20 protein-coding genes are annotated in these 23,333 nt (G+C 68.0%); 9 read left to right on the forward strand and 11 right to left on the reverse strand.

The features are described 5' to 3' along the window. The first annotated feature begins 134 nt into the window (after positions 1-134). A complete protein-coding gene (locus tag NG1_RS00340; protein WP_062967172.1) occupies positions 135-2,015 on the forward strand; it encodes an ABC transporter ATP-binding protein in 1,881 nt (626 codons plus the stop codon). A gap of 9 nt (positions 2,016-2,024) precedes the next feature. Here NG1_RS00340 and NG1_RS00345 read toward each other — a convergent pair whose 3' ends face one another. From NG1_RS00345 to NG1_RS00355, 3 genes are all read right to left on the reverse strand, one after another. Continuing rightward, a complete protein-coding gene (locus tag NG1_RS00345) occupies positions 2,025-3,509 on the reverse strand; it encodes an alpha/beta hydrolase (RefSeq protein ID WP_168434143.1) in 1,485 nt (494 codons plus the stop codon). Positions 3,510-3,823: 314 nt separating this feature from the next. Then, a complete protein-coding gene (locus NG1_RS00350; protein ID WP_062967174.1) occupies positions 3,824-4,819 on the reverse strand; it encodes an oxidoreductase in 996 nt (331 codons plus the stop codon). Between the two features lie 37 nt (positions 4,820-4,856). Continuing rightward, on the reverse strand, positions 4,857-5,927 hold the full coding sequence (locus NG1_RS00355) for a DNA polymerase IV (RefSeq protein ID WP_062966806.1): 1,071 nt from the start codon (positions 5,925-5,927) through the stop codon (positions 4,857-4,859). 70 nt (positions 5,928-5,997) lie between these two features. On the opposite strand from NG1_RS00355, the gene NG1_RS00360 reads away from it, so the two are divergent. Then, a complete protein-coding gene (locus NG1_RS00360; RefSeq protein ID WP_062966808.1) occupies positions 5,998-6,582 on the forward strand; it encodes a TetR/AcrR family transcriptional regulator in 585 nt (194 codons plus the stop codon). Continuing rightward, entirely contained in the window at positions 6,579-7,025 is a 447-nt protein-coding gene (locus tag NG1_RS00365) for a PaaI family thioesterase (RefSeq protein WP_062966810.1), read from the forward strand. Before NG1_RS00360 ends, NG1_RS00365 begins: the two co-directional genes overlap by 4 nt. 105 nt (positions 7,026-7,130) lie before the next feature. Here the strand turns inward: NG1_RS00365 and lon are convergent, their stop codons facing one another. Next, positions 7,131-9,458, reverse strand: coding sequence for an endopeptidase La (lon, locus tag NG1_RS00370; protein WP_062967176.1), 2,328 nt, complete (start codon positions 9,456-9,458; stop codon positions 7,131-7,133). Between the two features lie 254 nt (positions 9,459-9,712). Here lon and NG1_RS00375 point away from each other — a divergent pair, with 254 nt between their 5' ends. The 6 genes from NG1_RS00375 to NG1_RS00400 all read left to right on the forward strand — a co-directional run bounded on the left by NG1_RS00375 (position 9,713) and on the right by NG1_RS00400 (position 15,418). After that, entirely contained in the window at positions 9,713-11,068 is a 1,356-nt protein-coding gene (locus NG1_RS00375; protein WP_062966812.1) for a DUF445 domain-containing protein, read from the forward strand. 112 nt (positions 11,069-11,180) lie between these two features. Beyond that, the gene (locus tag NG1_RS00380; RefSeq protein WP_062967178.1) at positions 11,181-11,972 is read left to right on the forward strand and encodes a TIGR03084 family metal-binding protein; all 792 of its coding nucleotides are present in this window, start codon (positions 11,181-11,183) and stop codon (positions 11,970-11,972) included. Positions 11,973-12,335: 363 nt separating this feature from the next. Further along, a complete protein-coding gene (locus NG1_RS00385) occupies positions 12,336-13,019 on the forward strand; it encodes a hypothetical protein (RefSeq protein WP_157113784.1) in 684 nt (227 codons plus the stop codon). Between the two features lie 22 nt (positions 13,020-13,041). After that, positions 13,042-14,226 carry an L-2-hydroxyglutarate dehydrogenase gene (lhgD, locus tag NG1_RS00390; RefSeq protein ID WP_062966816.1) on the forward strand — a complete coding sequence of 395 codons (1,185 nt, stop codon included), beginning with the start codon at positions 13,042-13,044 and terminating at the stop codon, positions 14,224-14,226. Between the two features lie 138 nt (positions 14,227-14,364). Continuing rightward, on the forward strand, positions 14,365-14,835 hold the full coding sequence (locus NG1_RS00395) for an SRPBCC family protein (RefSeq protein ID WP_062966818.1): 471 nt from the start codon (positions 14,365-14,367) through the stop codon (positions 14,833-14,835). Positions 14,836-14,845: 10 nt separating this feature from the next. After that, complete coding sequence (locus NG1_RS00400) at positions 14,846-15,418, forward strand: ribonuclease H family protein (RefSeq protein ID WP_062966821.1); 573 nt, start codon at positions 14,846-14,848, stop codon at positions 15,416-15,418. Positions 15,419-15,491: 73 nt separating this feature from the next. Here the strand turns inward: NG1_RS00400 and NG1_RS00405 are convergent, their stop codons facing one another. The 7 genes from NG1_RS00405 to NG1_RS00435 form a co-directional block, all read right to left on the reverse strand. Beyond that, the gene (locus tag NG1_RS00405) at positions 15,492-16,292 is read right to left on the reverse strand and encodes a hypothetical protein (protein WP_062966823.1); all 801 of its coding nucleotides are present in this window, start codon (positions 16,290-16,292) and stop codon (positions 15,492-15,494) included. A 132-nt stretch (positions 16,293-16,424) separates the two neighbouring features. Continuing rightward, positions 16,425-17,603 carry an MlaD family protein gene (locus NG1_RS00410; RefSeq protein ID WP_062966825.1) on the reverse strand — a complete coding sequence of 393 codons (1,179 nt, stop codon included), beginning with the start codon at positions 17,601-17,603 and terminating at the stop codon, positions 16,425-16,427. After that, positions 17,600-18,688, reverse strand: coding sequence for an MCE family protein (locus tag NG1_RS00415; protein WP_062966827.1), 1,089 nt, complete (start codon positions 18,686-18,688; stop codon positions 17,600-17,602). The genes NG1_RS00410 and NG1_RS00415 overlap by 4 nt, the downstream gene beginning before the upstream one ends. Positions 18,689-18,696: 8 nt before the next feature. Continuing rightward, a complete protein-coding gene (locus NG1_RS00420) occupies positions 18,697-19,806 on the reverse strand; it encodes an MlaD family protein (protein WP_062966829.1) in 1,110 nt (369 codons plus the stop codon). After that, entirely contained in the window at positions 19,803-20,804 is a 1,002-nt protein-coding gene (locus NG1_RS00425; protein ID WP_373686138.1) for an MCE family protein, read from the reverse strand. Before NG1_RS00425 ends, NG1_RS00420 begins: the two co-directional genes overlap by 4 nt. After that, positions 20,801-21,844 carry an MCE family protein gene (locus NG1_RS00430; RefSeq protein WP_062966833.1) on the reverse strand — a complete coding sequence of 348 codons (1,044 nt, stop codon included), beginning with the start codon at positions 21,842-21,844 and terminating at the stop codon, positions 20,801-20,803. Before NG1_RS00430 ends, NG1_RS00425 begins: the two co-directional genes overlap by 4 nt. After that, positions 21,841-23,331, reverse strand: a complete 1,491-nt coding sequence (locus NG1_RS00435) for an MCE family protein (protein WP_062966835.1) — start codon at positions 23,329-23,331, stop codon at positions 21,841-21,843. Before NG1_RS00435 ends, NG1_RS00430 begins: the two co-directional genes overlap by 4 nt. Positions 23,332-23,333: the final 2 nt, after the last annotated feature.

Below are 23,333 nucleotides of genomic sequence, written 5' to 3' on the forward strand. Positions count from 1 at the left end.
GTATTCGGGCTACGGCCGGTTTCGCTCTCGGCGGAAACGGCGTGCGTCCGGAATCGACTTGAACTCAACCATTGTTGAGGTCTTAATGTCGGTGGCCAGGTCTTGGATGGGTGGGGAGCGAGAGGGAGAGCAACGTGAGCATCGAATCCGTGGCGTGGAGCCAGATGTACCGGCGGGCGAACGCGCCGCGGGAACAGCGGCCGTTCCGCTTCGCCACCGCCCGGCGCATCATCCGGTTCGCGGCGCCGCACCGCGCCAGGATCGGTGCGTTCTTGCTGTTCAGCGTGGTGTCCGCGGTTCTCGCCGTGGCGACGCCGGTGCTGGCGGGCCGGGTGGTCAACGACATCGTCGGCGGCGCGGCGCCGCGGGTGGTCGTCGTCCTCGCGCTGGTGATCGGCGTGCTCGCGGTGTTCGACGCGGGGCTCGGGCTGGCGACCCGATGGATGTCGGCACGAATCGGCGAGGGGCTCATCCTCGATCTGCGCACCGCCGTGTTCGACCACGTGCAGAAGATGCCCGTCGCCTTCTTCACCCGAACCAGGACCGGCGCACTGGTCAGCCGCTTGAACAATGACGTCATCGGCGCGCAGCGCGCGTTCAGCGACACACTGTCCGGCGTGGTGGCCAACCTCGTCACCCTCGCGCTGACGCTCGGGGTGATGCTGAGCATCTCGTGGCAGATCACGTTGCTCGCGCTGGTTCTGCTTCCGGTGTTCGTGTTTCCGGCGCGCCGGATGGGCAACCGCTTGGCGGACATGCAGCGCGAGGCGGCGCGGCTGAACGCGGCGATGAGCACCCAGATGACCGAGCGGTTCTCGGCGCCGGGCGCGACGCTGGTCAAGCTCTTCGGCCGTCCGGAGCAGGAGTCCGGCGAGTTCGCGCTGCGGGCCCGCCGGGTGCGCGATATCGGCGTGCGCACCGCGATGCTGCAAACCGTTTTCGTCACCTCGCTCACGCTGGTGTCGGCGCTGGCGATCGCCCTGGTGTACGGGCTCGGCGGCTGGTACGCGCTGCGCGGGCAGTTGGACGCGGGCGCGGTTGTCTCGCTGTCGTTGCTGTTGACCAGGCTCTACACCCCGCTGACCGCGCTGGCCAGTGCGCGGATGGAAGTCATGGCCGCGCTGGTGAGCTTCGAGCGCGTCTTCGAAGTGCTCGACCTGAAGCCGCTGATCGAGGACGCGCCCGGCGCGAAGCCCGTTCCGGCCGGTCCGGTGGCGGTGGAGCTGGACGCGGTGAGCTTCGGCTACCCGTCGGCCGACAAGGTGTCGCTGGCCTCGCTGGAGGACGTGGCGAATCTGGACACTCGCGGCGGGGTGGAGGTGCTGCACGAGGTGTCGCTGCGCGCCGAGCCCGGTCAGCTGATCGCGCTGGTCGGCTCGTCCGGTGCGGGCAAGTCGACCATCGCACAGCTGGTCTCCCGGCTCTACGACGTCGACGGCGGCGCGGTGCGGTTGAACGGCGCGGACGTGCGCGAGCTGACCACCCGATCGATCCGCGAGACGGTCGGCCTGGTCACCCAGGACGGGCACCTGTTCCACGAGACCATCCGGGCCAATCTGCTGCTCGCGCGCCCGGAGGCCACGGAGGACGAGCTGTGGGACGCGTTGGAACGCGCCCGGCTGCGCGACCTGGTCGCTTCGTTGCCGGACGGGTTGGAGACGGTGGTCGGCGAGCGCGGCTACCGGCTCTCCGGCGGTGAACGGCAGCGGCTGACCATCGCGCGCCTGCTGCTCAAGCAACCGCGCGTGGTGATCCTGGACGAGGCGACGGCGTCACTGGACTCGACCTCCGAAGCCGCCGTGCAGGAGGCGCTGAGCGAAGCGCTGGAGGGCAGGACCGCGCTGGTGATCGCACACCGGCTGTCCACGATCCGCGCTGCCGACCAGATCCTGGTGCTGGAGGAGGGCCGGATCATCGAGCGCGGCACGCATACCCAACTGCTGGCCGCCGATGGCCGCTACGCGGAGCTGTACCGCACCCAGTTCGCCGAGGAGCCCGTCACGGCGGCGGCCTGACCCGCCGGCCTAGCTCGCGGTCCGGTCCGCGGTACAGGTGGTGTCGGTGTCCGGCAGGGTTCCCGCGCCGAAGTAGGCGTTGATCGCGTGGTTCACACAGCTGCTCAACTCGGGCCGGAAGGTCATGTGGATGCGGACGGCTTCCAGGGTGACCATCCGCGACGCCGACAGATACTCGTGCAGCCGGACGGCGTGGGTGTAGGGAGTGCGCGGATCTCCCGTCGCCTGCACGATGAGCACGGGCACCGCGTTCCGGACCACCGTCGGCGGTTCGACCGGCCGAGGCCAGAAGGCGCACGGCTGGATGTTGCCCGCCAGCGCGCCGAACACCGGTTGCGTGGCCCGGCTCTCCTCGATGTTGCGCCAGTACCACGTGGGATCGATGGGTGCGCCGACATCGCCGCAGGCGATCTGCGCCAGCACGGAGTTCTCGTTGTCCCGCAGCGCCGCCACGATGGCGCGCAGCCGTGGCGTACGCGAGGCGGTGGGCGGGCCGCCGGCGTCGTCGGCGAGCTCGCGCACCGTCTCGGCCAACGGTTCGTTCAGCCGGAAGTTCCACAGCAAGGAGTGCAGGATGAACGGCAACCAGTGGTCGTCGATCGCGAAGTCATCGATGACGATCGGCCTGCGGTTGACGACGCGGACCAGCTCCTCGACCTTCGCGCGCACCTGCTGCGGCGTCGCACCGAGCCGGAACTCTTCGTCCCGGGCTGCGGCCCACACCGCCCAATCGTCCAGCGCGATCTCGTCCGAGGGACCCCAGTCCTGGACCAAGCCCTCCCAGTACCGGTCCGGGTCGATAGCGCTGTCGAGCACGATTCGATCACTGCGATCGGGGAACATCTGGGTGAACACCGCCCCGAGATACGTGCCGTAGGACAAGCCGTAGAAGTTGACCTTCTGCTCGCCCAAGGCGGCTCGGACCACGTCCATGTCCCGCGCCGTGTTGCGAGTGGTGAACTGCCGCACCAGCTCTGGATCGCGAACCACGCACGTGGCGGCCATGCCGGCGGATTGGACGGTGTCGTGCACGAAGCCGAGCGGGTCGAGGCCCGCCGACCGGATCATCTCGCCGACCGGCCACCCACACCGCGGACTCCGGCTGGACTCGCCGACCCCGCGCGGGTCCATCCCGATCAGGTCGTAGCTCGCCAGCACGTCCGGCGACAGCACATCACCGAGCAGATCCACACTGTCCAGTCCCGGGCCGCCCGGACCGCCGGGATTGGACAGCAGGATTCCCCGCCGCCGCGCTGGATCGCTCGCCTTCACCCGGGAGATCGCCAGGTTGATCGTGCGATCGCCGGGCCGCGCGTAGTCGAGCGGCACCTGGACGTTCGCGCACTCGCCCCCGGCCTTGTCCAGGTTCTCGACGCCGCACGGTTTCCATTCGAGCGTCTGGTGATAGAACCGGTCCGTGCTGTTCGGCTGCGGGTCGGCCACCGGATCGGCCCAGCTGTACGTGGGCGCGGCGAGCAGCGCGGAAACCGCCACTATCGACATCGAACGCCAGAACAGATTCGCGGACAACGAAGTTCGCCTCTCGGCCGGTGCGATCACATGCTTGCCGAAGAACCGTATCGGATCGGGGCCCGCGACGGTGGCAGCGTCTTCCCCCGCGCGGCGTGTTCGGCTCGCGGGCCGTCCACGGTGCGAAGATCACCGCGCGTAGTCCTTCGCAGCGGGAGCCCGATCAGCGAAGCCCGGCTCGATTCGTTCGAGCCGGGCTTCGCCGGTTCCTACGTCGCTGCGTCCGCCGGGGTGCGGATTCGTCCGAGCCGTACCGAAGTACGCCGAGAACCGGCGGGTCAGAATTCGCCGAGGACGCCGATCACGGTGCGCCCGCGGTGGTTGCCGCTTTGGATGGAGCGCAACACCTTCTCGGCCTCGGTGATCGGAGCGTGGTTCACCAGGGACGAAAGGTGCTGCGGGCGAAGCTCTTTGCCGAGCCGGGACCATACCTCGCGGCGACGGTCGATCGGGAGGTTGACCGAGTCGATGCCCTCGAGCGCGACGCCGCGCAGGATGAACGGCATCACCGTGGTGGACAGTTCAGCTCCGCCGGTGAGTCCGCTGGCCGCGACCACGCCGCCGTAGCCGATGGCGCTCAGCACATAGGCGAGCGAGGCGCCGCCGACGCTGTCCACGGCCGCGGCCCACCGCGCTTTGGTCAACGGCCGCGGCTTGGCGTTCGGGTCTTCGGGCAACCTGCCGATCACCTCGTTCGCGCCGATCTCGCTGAGCAGATCGTTCGCGTCGGTCTTGCCGGTGGAAGCGATCACTTCGAAGCCGAGGCCGGAGAGGATGTCGATGCTCACGCTGCCGACCCCGCCGGTCGCGCCGGTGACCAGCACCGGGCCCGCGTCGGGGGTGAGGCCGCGATCGAGCAGGGCCTGCACGCTCAGGGCCGCGGTGAACCCCGCGGTGCCGAGCGCGGCCGCGTCACGGGGACTCAGATCCGCCAGCTCGACCACCCATTCGGCCGGCACCCTGGCGTATTCGGCGAAGCCGCCGTGGTGCGAAACCCCGATGTCGTATCCGTGCGCGATCACCTGGTCGCCGGGGGCGAAATCGTCGTCGGCGGACTCGACCACTTCGCCCACGAGATCGATCCCGGGCACGATCGGGTAGTTGCGCACCACCCCGCCGCCCTTGGTGATCGCCAGGCCGTCCTTGTAGTTCGCGCTCGAGTAGTGCACTTTGATCGTCACGTCGCCCGGCCCGAGAAAATCCTCGTTGACCTGCTGCCGGGTCAGGACGATCCCGCTGTCCGTCTCGTGTGCCACCATCGCCCAGAACTCCATGCGCACGAGCATACGAGGGTCCGGACGGGTCCGGGAGCTACTGCGGCACGAGTTCGAGCCGGACGCCGAGCAGACGAACCGGGCGGTCGAGGTCGAACCGTTCGACGATGCGCAGCGCGGTCTCGGCGATCCGCGCGACGTCGATGGTCGGTTCGGGCAGTTTCTCCTGCTTGCTGCGGGTGTAGAAGGTGTTGGTGCGCACCGTCACGGAAACCCGGGTGCCGATCCGGCCCGCCGCGGCCATCTCCTCGGCGACCTCGGTGGCCAGCCGCGCCACTTGCGCGCGGATCTCGCCGGGATCGGTCAGGTCGTGCGGGAACGTCTCGGACTTGCTGCGGCCCACTGGTATTCGCGGTTCGGTGGTGACGTCCGTATCGCCTTTGCCGTGGCCGAGCACCCAGAGATACGGCCCGGTGTTCGGCCCGAACTCCGCAGCGAGACGATGCCGGTCGGCGGCCATCAGGTCGCCGACGGTTCGGATGCCCAGCTCGGCCAGACGTGCGGCGATGCGCGTGCCGATACCCCACAGCGCGTCTGTCGGACGATGGGCCATCACTTCGGTCCAGTTCTCGGCGGTGAGCCGGAAGACGCCCGCCGCCGCGCCCGCACCGGCGTCGGGCTCGGCCGACGACTTGCCCGCCGACTTGGCGAACCCGGTCGCGAGCTTGGCGGTGAGTTTGTTGTCACCGATGCCGATCGAGCAGGTCAGTTCGAGTCCGGCGATGGCGCCGCGCACCCGCTGGGCGAGGGCCTCCGGGTCGTCGGTGTCGGCGGCCAGGAACGCCTCGTCCCAGCCCCACACCTCGACCCGTCCCGGAAACGTCCGCAGCAGCGCCATGACCTCGTCCGAGGCGTCCTCGTAGGCGGTCATGTCCAGCGGAAGGAACACTCCCTCGGGGCACTTGCGCTGGGCGCTGCGCAGCGGCATCCCGGCACGCACGCCGAACGCGCGCGCCGGATAGGACGCGCAGGTCACCACCTTGCGCGGTTCGGTGGGATCGCCGTGGCCGCCGACGATGACCGGCAATCCCCGCAGTTCCGGATGGCGGCGGAACTCCACCGCCGCCTGGAACTGGTCGAGATCGACGTGCAACAGCCATCTGGCCACACCCCGTTCTTACCCCAGTGCTGCGACATCGCGCATTGCACGGATCGCAGAACAGAACTAAATTCTGGTTATGAAGATTCGAGATCGGTTGCTGTTGGCGGCCGAGCGCCAGTTCGCCGAGCACGGGGCGCTCGACGCGACGCTGACGCAGATCCGCGCCGCGGCGGGCGCCAGCGTCGGCGCGCTCTATCACCACTTCCCGGACAAGGCCGACCTGTACCGGCAGGTGTGGGCCAACGCGCTCGCGGACTACCAGGAGCATTTCTGGGCAGCGGTCGGCGAGAGCACCGACGCGCGCGCGGGCGTCACCGAGGGCGTGCGCGAGCACCTGCGGTGGGTCGGCGAAAATCAACACCGCGCGACCGTGCTCACCTCCGCGCGTCCACCAGGGGTGCGTGAGAGCGAGAGCAATCGCCGCTTCCTTTCCGACGTGACGCGGTGGTGGCGCACGCACGCCGGATACGGGGCGGTGCGTGATCTTCCGATCGATCTGGTCTACGCGCTGTGGCTGGGCCCGGCGCAGGAATACACGCGACAGTGGCTGGGCGGCGAAATGCGCGTCGGCCCGGCCGAAGTCGCGGGCGAACTCGCCGACGCCGCCTGGCTCGCCCTCGCCGCCGATCGCACCCGAGCCGCGGCGGAGGTCTCCCGATGACGACAACGATGGCCCTCGACCTCGACAGCGCCGAGAAGATACTGGCCGCGCAGCCCTTCGCCACCCTGGTGGGCACCCGGATCACCGCGTTCGGCGACGGCGCGGCCACCCTGGTCATCCCCCTCCGCCACGAATTGACCCAGCAATTCGGTTACGTGCACGGCGGCGTGCTCGCCTACGCCGCCGACAACGCCCTCACCTTCGCCGCCGGTACGGTGCTCGGCGCGAATGTGCTCACCGGCGGTGTCACCATCACCTACCTCCGCCCCGCCGCGGGCGAGCGTTTGCGCGTCGAGGCAGCTGTCACCGGCGCGACGCGCCGCCAAGCGGTCGCCCACTGCGAGATCTACGCGGAAAGCTCGGGCCGCGAACCGGTTCTGTGTGCGGTGGCCCAGGGCACCACCCGGCTCGCGGAAGCCGATCTCACCGGAAGCGGTACGTGATCGCAACGGTCAGCTCGCTGCCCGCACAGCGCGCGTCCATCCGCCCGCTCGGCAGCATGCGAACGGCCGGGCACGGAGTTCCGTGCCCGGCCGTTCCAGCCCAGGTCAGGCAGTAGCCGCGTAGGCAGGCCCCAACGCGGGTTCGGCCACCGGTTCGATGGCGTAGGCGAGGATGTCGGCCACGTCGGCGACGGGGCGGACATCCAGCGCGGCCAGCACTTCCGCCGGGACGTCGTCCAGATCCGGCTCGTTGCGCGCCGGGATGAACACCGTCTTCAATCCGGCCCGCTGAGCGGCGAGCAGCTTCTGCTTCACGCCGCCGATCGGCAGCACCCGTCCGTTCAGCGTGACCTCACCGGTCATGCCGACGTCCGATCGCACCTGCCGTCCCAGCGCCAGCGACACCAGGGCGGTGACCATCGTGACGCCCGCGGACGGGCCGTCCTTGGGGACCGCGCCTGCCGGGAAGTGGATGTGGATGTTGCGATCCAGCACCGTCGGCTCGATGCCGATCTCCTCCAGGTGCGAGCGCACGTAGGTCAGCGCGATCTGCGCGGACTCCTTCATGACGTCGCCGAGCTGGCCGGTGAGGGTCAGCGAGCGCTCACCCTCGGCGGCGTTCGCCTCGATGTAGAGGACGTCGCCGCCCGCGCCGGTCACGGCGAGGCCGGTGGCCACCCCTGGGACGGCCGTGCGTTCGACCGAGTCCGGGGTGAAGCGCGGGCGACCCAGGTAGTCCTTCAAGTCGGCGAGACCGATCGTCAAGGTGTCGGTCTCCACCTCGTAACCCAGGTCCGGGTCGTAACCCGCCGCGGGGACGGTTACGCGCTCGGACAGCCGGGTGGCCGCCTTGCGCAGCGCCTTGGCGATCAGCCGTTCCATCTGCCGAACGCCCGCCTCCCTGGTGTAGTTGGCGGCGACCTCGCGCAGCGCCTCCTCGCTGATCGTCACCTCCTCGTCGGTCAGCGCGTTGCGCTCCAGTTGCCGCGGCACCAGGAAGTCGCGCGCGATGGCCACCTTGTCGTCCTCGGTGTAGCCGTCGACGGTGATCAGTTCCATCCGGTCCAGCAGCGGGCCTGGGATGGTCTCCATGACGTTCGCGGTCGCGATGAACAGCACGTCGGACAGGTCGAGGTCCAGATCCAGGTAGTGGTCGCGGAAGGTGTGGTTCTGCGCCGGGTCCAGCACCTCGAGCAGGGCGGCCGCCGGGTCGCCGCGGAAGTCCGAGCCGACCTTGTCGATCTCGTCCAGCAGGACGACCGGGTTCATCGAACCGGCTTCCTTCATGGCGCGGACGATGCGGCCGGGCAGCGCGCCGACATAGGTACGGCGGTGCCCACGGATCTCGGCTTCGTCGCGCACGCCGCCCAGGGCCACGCGGACGAACTTTCGGCCGAGGGCGCGCGCGACGGACTCACCCAGCGAGGTCTTGCCGACGCCGGGCGGGCCGACCAGCACCAGCACCGCGCCGGACCCGCGTCCACCGACGACCTCCAGGCCGCGGGCGGCGCGGCGAGCGCGGACGGCCAGGTACTCGACCATGCGGTCCTTGACCTCGTCCAAGCCGTGGTGGTCGGCGTCCAGGACGGCGCGGGCGGCCGAGACGTCGGTGCTGTCGGTGGTCTTCACCGTCCACGGCAGCTCCAGCACGGTGTCCAGCCAGGTCCGGATCCAGCCCGATTCCGGGCTCTGATCGCTGGCGCGCTCCAGTCTGCCGACTTCGCGCAGCGCCGCCTCGCGGACGCTGCCGGGCAGATCGGCCTGCTCGACGCGGGTGCGGTAGTCGTCCGCGCCGTCCGGCTCGTCCTCGCCGAGTTCCTTGCGGATGGCGTTGAGTTGCTGGCGCAGCAGGAATTCGCGCTGGCTCTTCTCCATCCCCTCGCGAACGTCCTCGCTGATCTTCTCGCTGATCTCGGCCTCGGCGATGTGCGCTTTGGTCCACTCGATCAGGGTCGTGAGCCGCTCGGCCACGTCGGGGGTCTCGAGCAGCTCCCGCTTCTGGTCAGCGGTCAGGTACGGGGCGTAGCCCGCGGTGTCGGCGATGGCCGACGGATCGGTCAGCTGATTGACCGCGTCGATGATCTGCCAGGCCTCGCGGCGTTGCAGTACCGAGACGACCAGCTTCTTGTACTCCGCGGCCAGTTCCTTGGTGCGGCCGTCGGGGGCGGGCGTCTCGACCGGCTCGGCCTCGACCCACAGCGCGGCGCCCGGGCCGGTGACCCCGTGCCCGATCTTGGCGCGCCGTTCGGCCTTGAGGACGGCCGCCGGGGCTCCGCCGCGCATACGGCCGACCTGTTCTATGGTGGCGACCACACCGTAGGTGGCGTAGCCCTCGTTCAACCGCGGCGCGAGCAGCACGGCTTCGGTCTTGGCGGCCCGTGCGGCATCGATCGCGGCCTGCGCCGATTCGTCCAGTTCGATGGGCACGACCATGCCCGGCAGCACGATCGGATCGGTCAGGAACAGCACCGGCAGGTTCTGTGGTGTAGTCACGTCTTCGACCCTTCCAAAAGTTGAGCGATGCCTACTCAACCCCGGGGTGTTCGGGTTTGTTCCGCCCCGACCGGTCCGTTCGCTGACGGCGAAGTCCCGCTTCGCGTTGACACCTCGTCCAAGGCAATGAGAACGTGGGGGCCTTGGTATCTCATACCGGCGGTACCACCGGATCGGCTTAGGGAGTCCCATCGATGTCGTCGCTCGCCGCTGGCGTGTTCATCGACTGGGAGAGCTTGACCGGGCAGCCGAAGTTCGTGGTCGACCTGATCACGTTTCCGATCTTCAGCGCGCTGGCGGGCTGGCTGACCAACTGGACCGGCGTGCTGATGCTCTTCTGGCCGATCCGGTTTCGCGGCGTTCGCATTCCCGGCCTGCACGTGCTCTACCCGTACTTCCCGCGCCGGGTCCAGGTGCTGCCGACCTTTTCCGGCGACGGCCGCCGCCTCGGCTTCCAGGGCTTCATCCCGGCACGCGCGGAGAAGATGGCCAGCATCTGCGTGGACAAGGCGCTGATGCGGATCGGCAGTCCGAAGGACTTCATCCACGAACTCGATCTCGACGGTATCGCCGACTACATCGCGGTGCTGGCACGGGAGCAGGTACGGCCGCTGGTGGACGAGCTGATGTACCGGGACAACCCGGATCTGTGGCGCACCGTACCGCGCGCCGCCAAGCAGCTGATCTACCAGCGGGTGGATCGCGAACTGCCCGCCCTGTCGCGTCGCGCGTTCGCCTCGCTCGGCGACAACGTCGACCAGCTGATCGGCATCAAGGGCTTCGTGATCCGTTACCTGGAGGACAACCCGACCATCCTCAAGGACCTCACCACCACCATCGCGGCGCCCGAGCTGCGGTTCATGGTCCGTGTCGGTTTGCTCGGCGCGCCCTTCGGCGTGCTGCTGGCGCTGTACATGCATGTGCACCAGAACATTCCGGTGCTCGGCTGGGCGCCGGGCTGGGTGATCGTACTGCTCGCCTCGGCGGCGATCGGTGTGATCGTGAACGTCATCGCTGTGAAGATGGTGTTCGAGCCGGGCGACCCGCAACCGAGGTACAAGTACCTGTGGAAGCAAGCGCTGCTGGCGAAACGGCAGCCGCAGGCGGCCACCGATCTGGCGCACATCCTGGCCTACCAGGTGCTGACGCTGCCCAACTTGTCCAAGGAACTGCTGGAGGGCCCGAACGGGGACAAGACCAGGCAGCTGCTGGAGCGCTTGATCGCCGACGAGATCAATCGTCAGCTCGGCCCGACCACCACACTGGTGCGCGCCGCCCTGGGACGCCGCCAGTTCGACAATCTCACGGTGGGTGCGGCGGGCGCGGCGGTCGGCTTGGCCCCGACCCTGGTCGAGGACGAGGAGTTCAACCGGGAGCAGGCCAAGACCATCGATGAATTCGCGGCGCGCAAGTTGCGGCGGCTCACGCCGGGGGAGTTCATGGAGATGTTCTACGCGTCCGTGGAACAGGACGCGTGGCTGTTGTATCTGCACGGTGCGGTCCTCGGGCTCGTGGTGGGAGCCGCCCACCTGCTGATTTTCGGCTGGTAGCGGGCCCGCGCCACCCAATATAAAACAAGCATGCTTGCCTTTTTTTGGTCTCGCTGCGATGCTGGACCCGGTGGCGCACGAGGCGGTGCGCCCGGTAGCGGCAGGGGAACTGATGGCTGACCTGGAGGCGCTGCTCGGCGACTTCGCCGACGAATGCGCGGACCTCGAACGACTCGTCGGCCCGTTGGCGCCCGAGGAGTGGGCACGCGCAACACCCGCGCCCGGTTGGACCATCGCCCATCAGATCGGCCATCTGGCCTGGACCGACGAGATCGCGACGATCGCCACCGCGGATGCCGCGCGCTTCGGGCAGTTGCTGACCGAAGCGGGGCCACGTGCGCTCACGTTCGTCGACGAGGCCGCCGAGAAGGCCGCGACCGAACCGCCCGCCGATCTGCTGGATCGATGGCGGCGCGGACGCGCCTCGCTCATCGCCGCGCTGCGCGCCGCGCCCGCGGGCGTCAAATTGCCGTGGTTCGGTCCGCCGATGAGCGCCGCGTCGATGATCAGCGCCCGCATCATGGAGACCTGGGCGCACGGGCAGGATGTGGCCGATGCCCTCGGCGTACACCGCACGCCAACGACGCGGCTGCGCACCGTGGCCCATATCGGCGTGCGCACCAGGAACTTCGCCTACACCGTGCACGGAAAGACGCCGCCCGCAGCGGAATTCCGGGTCGAATTGACCGCACCGGATCGCACGATCTGGAGGTGGGGGCCCGAGGACGCCGAACAGCGCGTGACCGGACCGGCGCTCGATTTCTGCATGCTGGTGACCCAACGCCGCCATCCCGACGATCTGTCGCTCGTGACACACGGCGACGACGCCGCGGAATGGCTCACTCTCGCACAGGCTTTCGCTGGTCCGACCGGTGCGGGAAGGGCAGCGGGCCAGTTCGCCTGACCCGCCTGCACCCGGCCCGTCGACGACGCTTCGGAGCGGGCGAGCGCCACACTTGGGTGCGCCGTGTTCATGTCGACGGCCGGACGCCGTTGGCCGGGTGTCTCGAGTGGCAGTCGAGAATGGCGCTCGCCAGCTACCCGACTATTTACCCGTCGGTGCGTTCACGGAAACATCGGCGCCATTTACGGCGCCGTGACGCCTGGTCATCCAATTGCGACCACGCCGTCTTTCGCCACGCCGGCTGTGATCCTGCTCTCTTCGATGCGGCACCCCGCCCGGCCCCACGGGTAATCTGAACGGGCGTACAGCTTCCCGGGGTGCTGGTCGCTGTGGGGAGCAGCGTCGCAGCGAAAGGAACGCATCGTGACAGCACATCGACCTGCCCAGGTCGCGCGGCATGCCGCCATCGTGCTCGCCGGTGCCGCCAGCTTGAGCCTGACCGTCGTGGCGGGCGCGTATGTCGTGCAGCAGATCGCCGATATGCAGCACTCGGCGACTCGGATCGCGGCGCCGGTCACTCCGCCCGCCCCTGCCGAGCCCGACCATGGACGCCGGTACACCCCCTATCCGGTGCTGACCGGCACCAGTTTCGTCCTGCCCTCGGCTGCTTCGGTTCCGCGCGCCGCTGAGCCCGAAACGACCAAGCCGGAAACCACCGCGCCGCAGGTAGTTTCGCCTACCGCGCCACCCGCTCCCACACCTGTCGGCGGCAAGGTTCGATTCGGCGACACCTATGTCGGCGCGCAGGTCGCACAGGTCGAGGACGACACCGTCTCGGTCACCGTGGACACCAACGCTTTGATCATGCTGCCGGGTTACCTCCGCTCCGGCCCCACGTCGGAGATGCCGGCCGTGACCACGATGCGCACCGACCTCGATACCCACAGCGGTGAAGTGCGGATGGCGTTCTCCGATCCGCGACTGGGCGAGCACGACCTGCGCTTGAACCGGCACGCCACGCCCGCATCCAGCGGTGACCTCGAACAGCGGACCACCGAACGCGCGCCCGCCGCCGCGCACGGCGGAGCGGATTCCACCGCAGTGTGAGTTACCGCCTACCCTGCTCGGCATGAGCGCGTACGACTTCTGCGTCATCGGCGGCGGTATCGTCGGCGTCGCGACCGCGCACCGGATCCTGGCGCGCAATCCCGGTGCGAGCCTGGTGCTGCTGGAGAAAGCCAAGCGGCTGGCCGCCCATCAGACCGGCCACAACAGCGGAGTCATCCACTCCGGCATCTACTATCCGCCCGACAGCCTGAAGGCCACGCTGTGCCGCCGGGGCGCTCGCTGGACCAAGGAATTCGCGGCGGCCCACGACATTCCTTACCGCGTCTGCGGCAAACTACTGGTCGCCACGGACGACGCCGAATACGAACGCATGCTCGCGCTGCACGAACGCTCGATCACCAACGGCGTGGCCGTCGAACTGATCGACGCCGCGGAACTCACGCGGCGGGAACCGCGCGTCACCGGCGTGGGGGCCCTCTTCGTCCCGGACACCGGCATCGTCGACTTCACCCGGGTGACCGAAGCGCTGGCCGAGGAAGTCCGCGGCGCGGGTGGTGAATTCGTGCTGGGCGCCGAGGTCGCCACGCTCACCGAGACTTCGGATGCCGTGACCGCCACGGGACCGGCCGGCTCATGGACGGCTCGCCGCGCGGTGGTCTGCGCGGGCCTGCAAGCCGACCGGATGGCGCGGGCGGCCGGTCTGCGCACCGACTTTCGCATCGTTCCCTTCCGCGGCGAGTACTACCAGCTGCCGCAGGAGCGAAACGGGCTGGTCAGCACATTGATCTATCCGATCCCGGATCCCGGATTGCCATTCCTCGGCGTGCATTTGAGCCCGACGATCGACGGAGCGCTGACCGTGGGGCCGAACGCCGTGCTCGGACTGTCGAGGGAGGGCTACCGCAAAGGCAGTGTCGACCTGCGGGACGCGCGGGAAGTCCTCGGATTCGCCGGATTCCATCGCGTCGCCAAGGCGAATGTGCGCACCGGTCTGCGGGAACTGCGCAACTCCCTGTTCAAGCGCGGATACCTCGAGCAGTGCCGCCGCTACTGTCCGGAGCTGACGCTCGCCGATCTGCGGCCGCGCGAGGCGGGCATTCGCGCCCAGGCGGTGCTGCGGGACGGAACGCTGGTGCACGACTTCATGATCGAGCGCACCGAGCGCTCGGTTCATCTGCTCAACGCCCCCTCACCTGCGGCGACCTCGGCCATGCCGATCGCCGAGCACCTCGTCGACCAGCTCTGAGCACGCTGTGAACGACTTTCCTCCCAAGCAACCATTCGGTCGCAACCTGGCGAAATAACGGACGAAATCCCGTAGAGCCCTCGAATAAAGAGGAGAGCTGTAGTACTTTTGACGCCAGTCGTGGGACAGGGAGGGCCTATGGGCCACATCAAGTACGCGAGTGACGTCGGAGCGCCCGTCGAGGTCGCTTTCAGTTATACGGACAACCATCTGTTCGTACCGGATTGGATGTTCGGCATCGCGGACTTCGTACCGGCCGGCGACCAGGACCGCGGACTCGGCGCGGTCTTCGCCACCACCACCCGCTTCGCGATCTGGCAACCGACTTCCACCTGCGAGATCACCGAACACCGCCACAACGCGGTGATCGGCTACACGCTGCGCGGACGGTTCTCCGGCACGCTGCGGCTGCGCTTCGACCCACTCGGTTACGGGCGCTCGGTGCTGACCTCCGAGGCGGAGTACAGTCCACCTCGCGGAGTGGTCGGGCGCCTGAGCACCGGCTTGGTGGACGCCGCGGTCAAATCGGCGCTGCGGCGTACGGAGGCCCGGTTACGGAGGGAGATAGAGGAATTCCACGGTACCGATCTTGTCGGTCGGATTGCGTAGGGTGCCAGCCATGATCATCGTGAGCACCGACGGATCCTGCCTCCGCAATCCCGGCGGCGCCATCGGCTGGGCTTGGGTCAATCATCAGGGCTCCTCCGCCAGCGGGGGAGCCGCGTCCGGAACCAACCAGGTCGCGGAGTTGCGCGCGGTGCTGGAAGCGATCGTCGCCCACCCAGGGTCCGAACCCCTGCTCATCGAGAGCGATTCGCTCTACGCGATCAAATGCGCCTCGGAATGGGTATCGGGCTGGCGGCTCAACGGCTGGCGCACGTCCACCGGTGGCGCGGTGAAGAATGTCGAACTCGTCCGGCAGATCGATCGGGCCATCTCGAGCAGGCCGGGACCGGTCCGCTTCCGTTGGGTCCGTGGTCATGTCGGCAACTACTTCAACGAGCAAGCCGACGCGCTGGCCGGAGAAGCGGCTCGGCAGGCCGCGGTCACCGCGGCTGTCGCCGAGGCGAACACCGTGGAAATGCTCGCGGTGACTGTGGAGGAACCGTCGACGGCGCCGGAAGCGCCGAAAGACACGGCCGCGGGGAAGGCGGCCGCGCCGTCGGCGCCACAGGCTTTGACGCTGTTCTGATCCGCCGGATCGTCGCAGGCTGCCCGAATGACCTCCGGCGGTGGTGGCTCGGCCCACCGCCGGAGGCGCTCGGCTAGTTACCCGGCTGCGGTGCGGGCTGACCGGACGGCGCCTGCTGCGGCGCGCCCGGAGCGGGAGCGCCGGGCAGACCGGTACCGGCACCCTTCAGCATCGGCGAATCGAGCTTCTCGACCAGCCACTTGTCGCCGGACTTCTGCAGCTGGGCGATCACCACGACGAACTGACGCTCGGGGTTGGCCTGGGTGAAGTTGGTCCGATACTGCGTGAGGGTCACCAGCACCTTGGCCGAGGTCTTGTCACCGGCCTGGTAGCCGCACTGCACATCGTCGGCCCAGGACTTGACCTGTGCCTGCACCATGGCATCTTTCAGCGCCTTGGTCGCGTCGTCGAACTCCTTGAGGAACTCGCCCGTCGAGCCGGCCTTCACCGTGGTGAAGTAGTCGTCCAGATTCTTCGAGTAGTCGTAGACCGAGACGTCCTTGCCGAACGTGCACGCGGCGCTCGTGGAGTCGCGGATCGCGTCGAGCTTGTCGCCGCGATCCTTGCCCTGCATGAAGAACACCACCACCGCGGTGATCGCGGCGACCGCGAGCACGCCGGCCACGAACGCGGCCACCAGCGGAATCGAGGTGGACTTGCCGGACGGTGCGGAGGCCGCCGCCTTGGGCGAGTCGCTCTTCGCGGCAGGCTTCGCGCCCGCCTCGGCCTTGTCTGCCTTCTCCGCCTTGGACAGCTCGGGCTTCGCCGCGCCTGCGGCGTCCTCCGACTTCCCGGATACCGCGTCGGTGCCCTTGTCGGAGGTGGCGGCCGTGGTCTCGGCGTCCTTGTCGGTCTCGGCGTCGTCGGTAGACATCGATAGAACCTGCACTTTCCCGGCGCGCATCGGTGCGCACCGATTGGCTTCAGCGGCCCGCGGCAGCGAACCTTACGCGTTTCACCGGCGAGTATGCCCGCCCGACGCGAGGACCGCCGGGCCGGGTACGACTCACCGCACCGGAGGCAGCGTCCGCTCGTTCGGATCCACACCCGGCGGCATGTGCGCGCCGTTGTTGGGCACGTCGGGCCGCGGCGCGTTGGCGGCACCGCGGATCTGCTGACCCGGGGGCGGGTTCTCGCAGTAGTTCCACATCGGGATCGTGCCGTCCTGCACGACCTCGTTGCGCATCTTCGGAGTGTTGTAGGTGCAGAACGGCCGCGGCCAGATGTCGATCATCGCGTGGAATTCGCCGTCGTGCGCCGGGACGCCGAGCGCCTCGCCACCGAGCGCGAGCGAGGGGAACAGCGCGCGCAGCGCGGGCAGCCGCAGCTGCGCCGCCTTCGTGATGGCCTGGAAATTGGTCGCCAGGCTGGTGATCGGATCGGCCGTGCGGTCCACCACCGCGCCGAGGCTGGTGAGCTGGCCCGGCGCCTGGTCCAGCACGCGCTGCAATTCCGCGTTCGCGTTGTTGAACTGCTCGAACAGCACGCCGGAGTTGCGGGTCAGCGTGGCCAGATCGGGCTGTGCGTTGGACGTGGTACTCGCGATGGTGCGCAGATTGGTGATCAGGTTCGTGGTCTGCGGCAGCAACGAGTCCAGGCCCGCCGTCGCCAGGCTGATCCCGTTGACCAGGCCGCGCAGCTGATCCGGGCCGCCGCTGAGCGCGATGTCCAGCTCGTTCAGGATGACCTGGAAATGCTCCGGGTTGATCTGCGCGATCAGGGCGCTGGAGTTGTCCAGCACCGACCACACCGGCGTGGGCGTGTGGATCCTGTCCGGATCGAACTTGATCACCGCGCCGTTGGCCAGAAACGGCCCCTGTTCGGCATTCGGCCGGAAGTCGATGTACTGCTCACCCGCGCCCGACAGGGCCTGCACCGCGATCTGGGTGTCCACCGGGATCTTGTACTTCGACTCGATCTGCGCGGTGGCGGCGATGGCCTGGCCGCGATCGGACAGCTCGATCGATGTCACCTTGCCGATGCGCCACCCGCGCAACGTCACGTCGTTGCCGGGTTGCAGACCACCGGAACGATCCAGATTCACCGTGACGGTGTAGTCGGACCGCAGCGGGTTCACCCGCATGACGTTCAGCAGCAGGTACGTCGCGCCGACCAGCAGCACGAGCACCAGGCCCACGTTCGACAGGAAGATCTTGCTTCCGAACAGTTTGCGCGCCGAGGTCATCGCTGTCCTCCCACCCGGCCCTGCACCAATTGCAGCACCTGGATCAGGCTGCCCGCGAAGTCCTGCAAGTCGTTGAGGTCCTGGAGCTTGCCGTGCTGCGGATCGGTGAGCGCGCTGATGTCCAGGTTGGTCGCGGTCGCGTACACCGCGAAGCTGCTGCCGCGGAAGGTCGCGTCGACCTTCGGCCGCAGCACCCGTAGTCGATCGAGCAGGACGCCGAAGCCGTCGCCGGTCTTGGCTATCGCGTCCATCAGCTGGTGGGTGTTCTCCAGCAGCCCGTTCAAGCTCTCGGTCGAGGTGTTCGCGTAATCGCCGAGGGCGGCGCTGGCGGTGGACAACTTGGCGAGCAGATCGCCGAGGGCCCGGTTGTTCTCGGCGATGGCGCCGATCATCTGCGGCAGCGTGTCGGCCACCTCGCCGAGTTCCGACCGTCTGCCCTCGATGGTGTTGGCGAGGGTGCTGAACTCACCGAGCACACTGTCCACCCGGGCGGAGTTGTTGTTCAGACTGCCGACCACGCCGGTCATCTCGGTGATCAGGTGGGCGAGCTGCTCGCCGCGGCCGCCGACGATGGAGTCCAGCTCGGAACCCAGCTTGGACAGGCTGGCGATGCCGCCGCCGTTGAACAGCATGGAGACCGAGATGAGCAGCTGCTCGACGGTCGCGCCCGCGGAGGTGCTGTCGAGGGTGAGCGTGTCACCGTCGTGCAGCATGTCCGCGCCGGGCTCGGTCTTGGGCTTGGACACCGCGACGAACACATCACCCAGCGGGGTGGCCTGACGCAGTTCCGCCGTGCTGCCCTTGGGCAACTCGATGTCCTTGCGGATGGTCAAGTCCACGACCGCCTGGAAGTTCTTGGTCTTGATATCGGTCACCACGCCGACATCCGAGCCACCGATCTTCACCTTCGCCTGGTCGGGCAGGTTCAGCGCGTTCTCGAAGACCGCGTGGATCGTGTAGGTCTCCCCGCCCTGACCCGGTTTCGGCAACGGCAGCTTCTCCACGGTGAGCCCGCAGCCGGAGGTGACCGCCACACCGGCTACCGCGGCGACGGCGACCAGCGTCCTGCGTGCCTTGATCGTCATTCGGTACGTCATTTCGTCAGTCCGAGCAGTGCGGCGGTGAGCCCGTAGTCGGGTCCGAAGTCCTGCATGTTTCCGGTACGGCAGCCGTCGGCCTTCATCTGGATGCGCTCACAGAACAGGCTGACGATCTCACCCGACAGCGCGGTTCCGATCACCGCGTGCAGCCGGACGTACCCGTGCTCGCGGTTGACGATGTTGTCGACGTTCTGCATGACCATCGGCGCCAGGTCGGCGACTTCGGTGAGGCCGTAGGCGTTGTCGCGCAACTGCTGGGTCACGTTGGTCAGGCCGGTCATCGTGCCGGACAACTGGCTCTCGTACTGCGTCAGCGTGGTGCTGGTGTTGCGCAGGAAGGCGAGGAGTTGATCGAGCGTGGCCTGTAGACCGGGCGCTTGATCGGCGAGCAGGCCGGTCATCTGGGTCACCCGGTTGCTGAAATCGCGCACGGACTGGTCGTTCTCGGCCAGCATGGTGGTGAGGTCGTTCAGCTTGATGATGATGCTGGAGATCGCGTCCTTGTTGTCCACACCGACCTTCAGCGCGCTGGACAGCGCGTTGAGGGTGTCACGGATCTTCTCGCCGTTGCCGTTGAGCATCGGGTAGAGCACCCGGCCCGACAGCGGGCCGATTCCCTCCTGGCCCGGCTCCGGCTTCAGCGCGGCGGCGAACTGATCGATGGTCTTGATCATCGTGTCCAGCTCGACCGGCGTCTTGGTCCGGGCCTTGGGCAGATGATCGCCGTCGGACAGGGTCGCGCCGCCGGTGTAGACCGGGGTGAGTTCGATGTGCCGGTCGGTCACGATGGACGGCGAGATGATCGCGGCGATGGCGTCCTTCGGGATCTTCACGTCCTTGTCGATGGACATGTGCACCTCGATCAGGGTGCCTTTGGGCACGATCTTGTCGACCTTGCCGACGTCGAGCCCGAGCACCGTGATCGGATTGCCCTCGTAGATGCCCGCGATGTTGTCGAAGTCCGCGGTGAACTGCAGGGTGGTGCCCAGCGCGTTGTTCACCGAACTCGGCAGCAGCGAACAGCTGCCGATCGTGAGCGCGGCGGCGCTGATCATGAACGCCTTCGCGACGGTCCTCAGCGGAAAGCCCGTGCGGAATCTCATCCCTGGCACCCCTCGATGACTTGGGCGAAGCACAACCAGTTGTCCGGGAACAGCCACGGCAGGCCGACATCGCCGTACGGACCGCTGCCACCCCAGGAGTTCGCCAGGTAGCGCAGGGTCGGCGGCATGATCGACAGCATCCGATCCAGGTTGTCCTTGTTCTTCTGCAGGCCCTCGGCCATGGTGTTCAGCTGCTGGATGGTCGGGCCGAGCTGATCGTTGTTCTCCGCGCCGATCGCCTCCAGCTGCTTGGTCAGCGCGGCGACGTTGTCCAGCAACTGGCGCAGCAGCGCCTGGCGCTCCATCACCCGATTGGCGATGGCCTCACCCTGGGTGATCACCAGCAGGATGCTGTTGCGGTTGTCGCCGAGGATCCGGGTGACCCGGTCCAAGTCCTTCAGCAGGGTGTCCACCTCGACCTTGCGGCTGTCGATCACCTTGGCCAGCGCACCGACGCTGTCCAGCGCCTGGGCGGTGAGCTGGGGCGAGCCGTTCATCTGCTCGTTGATCAGGTTCAGCGAGTCGGCCAGCTTCTTGGTGTCGAGCGCTTCGAACTTCGGCGTGCCGACCTGCACGACGTCGGCCAGATTGTACGGCACCGTGGTGTTGGACACCGGGATCCGCTTGCCCTTCAGGCCCGAACCGTCGCCCGGCTCGAGGTCGACGTACCTGGCGCCGAGCAGCGTGGCCATCTTGATCGATGCGCGCGCGTCCGGGCCGAGTTTCACGTCGTCGCTGACGCTCAGCGTGAGCAGCACGTGACTGCCCTCGAGTTCGGCGTCGACCACCCGCCCGGAGGACACCCCCGCGATGTTCACCTTGTCGCCGACCCTGATACCCGCGGCCTGCACGAACTCGGCCTTGATCGACTGCTCGCCGACGCCGAGGAGCTTGTAGACGCTGGACACCACCAGCAGCACCACGATGAGGGCACCGCCGATGACGCCCAACCAGAAGAACCGGTTGCTTTCGAACCTGGACCTGAGCTTCGTCATCATGGGCGGCACACCGCCGAGTGCGAGGTGCCACCGATCTGCGAGAACAGACCGCGGGGGAACAGGACACCGTAGAGCGACAAGTCCAGCCCGCACAGGTAGGCGTTGGCGTAACCGCCCTCCGAGGTGTGCCTGCCCGCCGCGGACAGGACGTTCGGCAGGTCGATCGCCGCTTGATCGAGCTTGGCGCCGTTGTCCAGCAACAGCGTCAACGCGGCGCTGGTGGAGTTCTGCGCGGTGCGCAGGCTCGGCTGGATCCGGTCCATCATGCCGACCAGCGACGTGGTCGCGGCCGCGATCTGCTCGGTCGAGCCGAGCAACGACTGTCCTTGTTCGTACAGCCCGCCGATCAAGGCCCGGGTCTGGGTCACCAGGGTCTCCAATTCATCACCTCGTTTCGCCAACCCCGACATCACGCCCGACAGGTTGGTGATCACATCGGACAGGATCGCGTCCCTGCGCTGGAAGTCGGTGGCCAGCTGGGCGGCCTGCACGATGAACGCGCTCAACGAGACGCCGTCGCCCTGCAATGCCTGGATGAAGGTCTCCGACAACCGGTTGACCTGCTCGGGCTGCAACACCTGGAACAGCGGCTGGAATCCGTTGAGCAGACCGGACACATCGAACGACGGCTCGGTCCGATCAATCGGGATGGAACCGTTGTTCTTCAACGGCGCCGGGCTCGACGCCTTGCCGGGAGCCAGGGCCACGTACCGCTGACCGATCAGGTTCTGGTAGCGGACCAGCGCTTTGGTGTCGTTGTAGATCGTCTGGTCGCGCTGCACGACGAAGGTGACCTTCGCGACCGACTTCTTCAGATTCGCGTCGCGGCCCCGCTCGATCTTCTCGACCTTGCCCACCCGCACGCCCGCCATGCGGACGTCGTCGCCCTCGTGCAAACCGAGCACGTCGGAGAACGTCGCGGAGTAGGTGTAGGTGTCCCCGTTGACGATGCGCGCCAGCGTGTTCCACACCACCACCGTGACCAGAATCGACACGATGGCGAAGATGGTGAAGCCGATGAGCGGCTTGCGAATGCTCATCGTCCGGCACCGTTGTCGGACACCTGCATGGTTCCGCCCTTCAGAATCGAGCTCAGCAGCAGATATTCGGCGGTGGTCGGCTTGCGGCCGAGCAGCGCGGGGATCGCCGAGTCACCCCGGTAGGAGATCGGCGCCGCCGACGGGGTGCCTTCGTGGGCGGCGGCCGGCGCGACGGGCGCCGGAGCCGCGGCAGGCGGGAGCAGTCCCGGCGGCAGCATCGGGAACAGGCCTTCGAGCGGAGTGCCCGCGAACGGAGCGGGTGCACCGCCGGTGGGGGCGGCCGCGGTGGCGCGGTTCGGGTCCGGTGTGGTGACGCCGGGGATCAGCGGCAGGCCGGGCATCGGCACGACCGGGGGAAGCCCGGCGGCCGAGGCGAGCGCGCGCGGCTTCAGCTGTTCGGGCAGCTCGCCGACGTCGGCGACGGCGGGAGCGGTGAAGCAGCTCGGCCCGACCATGTCGCCGTAGCGCGGGCAGTCGGCCACGGTGTAGGGCCGGTAGGGCGTGAGGGTGATGCCCGCGTCCCAGACCTGCTGCTTCTGCGGGCCCCACTTGAACGTGGTGTCCATCCGGCGCATGGTCTCGCTGAGGTTCAGCAGGCTCCTGGTGATCGCGTCCGGGTCCGCGGCGAGTGCGCCGAACATGTCGTTCGTGCCCGCGGTGACCTCGATGCCCACGTTCGGATTGCGAGCGAACAGGTCGTTGACCGTGTCGATGGTGCCCGAGGTGCCGGTGATCAACGCGACCAGCTCGCCGCGGCGGTCGGCGATGGTGCGCGCGGTCTGCACCGAGGTGCCGAGCACGTCGACCAGCTCGGGTGCGGACTGGTTGAGCGCGTTGAACGAGGCGGAGAAGTCACCCAGCAGCACACCGAGATCGGGAATCGACTCGTCCACGGCCAGCAGCCAGCGGTCCAGCCGCTCGACGGTGGAGCCGGGCACCCGGCCGCTGCCGTCCAGCGCCTGCGACAGGGTGCCCAGCACCCGGCCGAACTGCACCGGATCGATCTTGTCGAGGATGTTGCGGACCGTGGTGAGCGTGTCCTGCAACGCGATGGTGCCCTTGCTGCGGTCTTCCTCGATGACCGAACCCTCGTGCAGGTACTGGTCGGCGGGGCCGTTGAAGACGAGTTCGACGGAGGTGACGGCGAACAGATTGCTCGGCACCACGCGAGCGGTCACGTTGGCCGGGATGTCGTCGGCGAACTCCGGCTTCATCTCGATCCGGACCTTCTGCAGTTCGCCCTTGGCCGCGATGTCGACGGTCTTCACCGCGCCCACGAGCACGCCGCGGAACTTGACGTCGGCCTGCTCGGGCAGACCGTCACCCGTGGTGGTCAGGTTCGCGGTGACGTTGACCTTCTCCTGGAAGAACCCTTTGTAGCGCAGCATCAGGAAGCTGAGCACCAGCGCGAACACGACCAGACCGCACACGCCCGCGATGAACAGCTGCCGCATCGTGGGCCCGCGCCCACTGGGATCGATGATCATCT

The organism is Nocardia gamkensis NBRC 108242 (assembly GCF_001612985.1).
Classification (GTDB): Bacteria; Actinomycetota; Actinomycetes; order Mycobacteriales; family Mycobacteriaceae; genus Nocardia; species Nocardia gamkensis.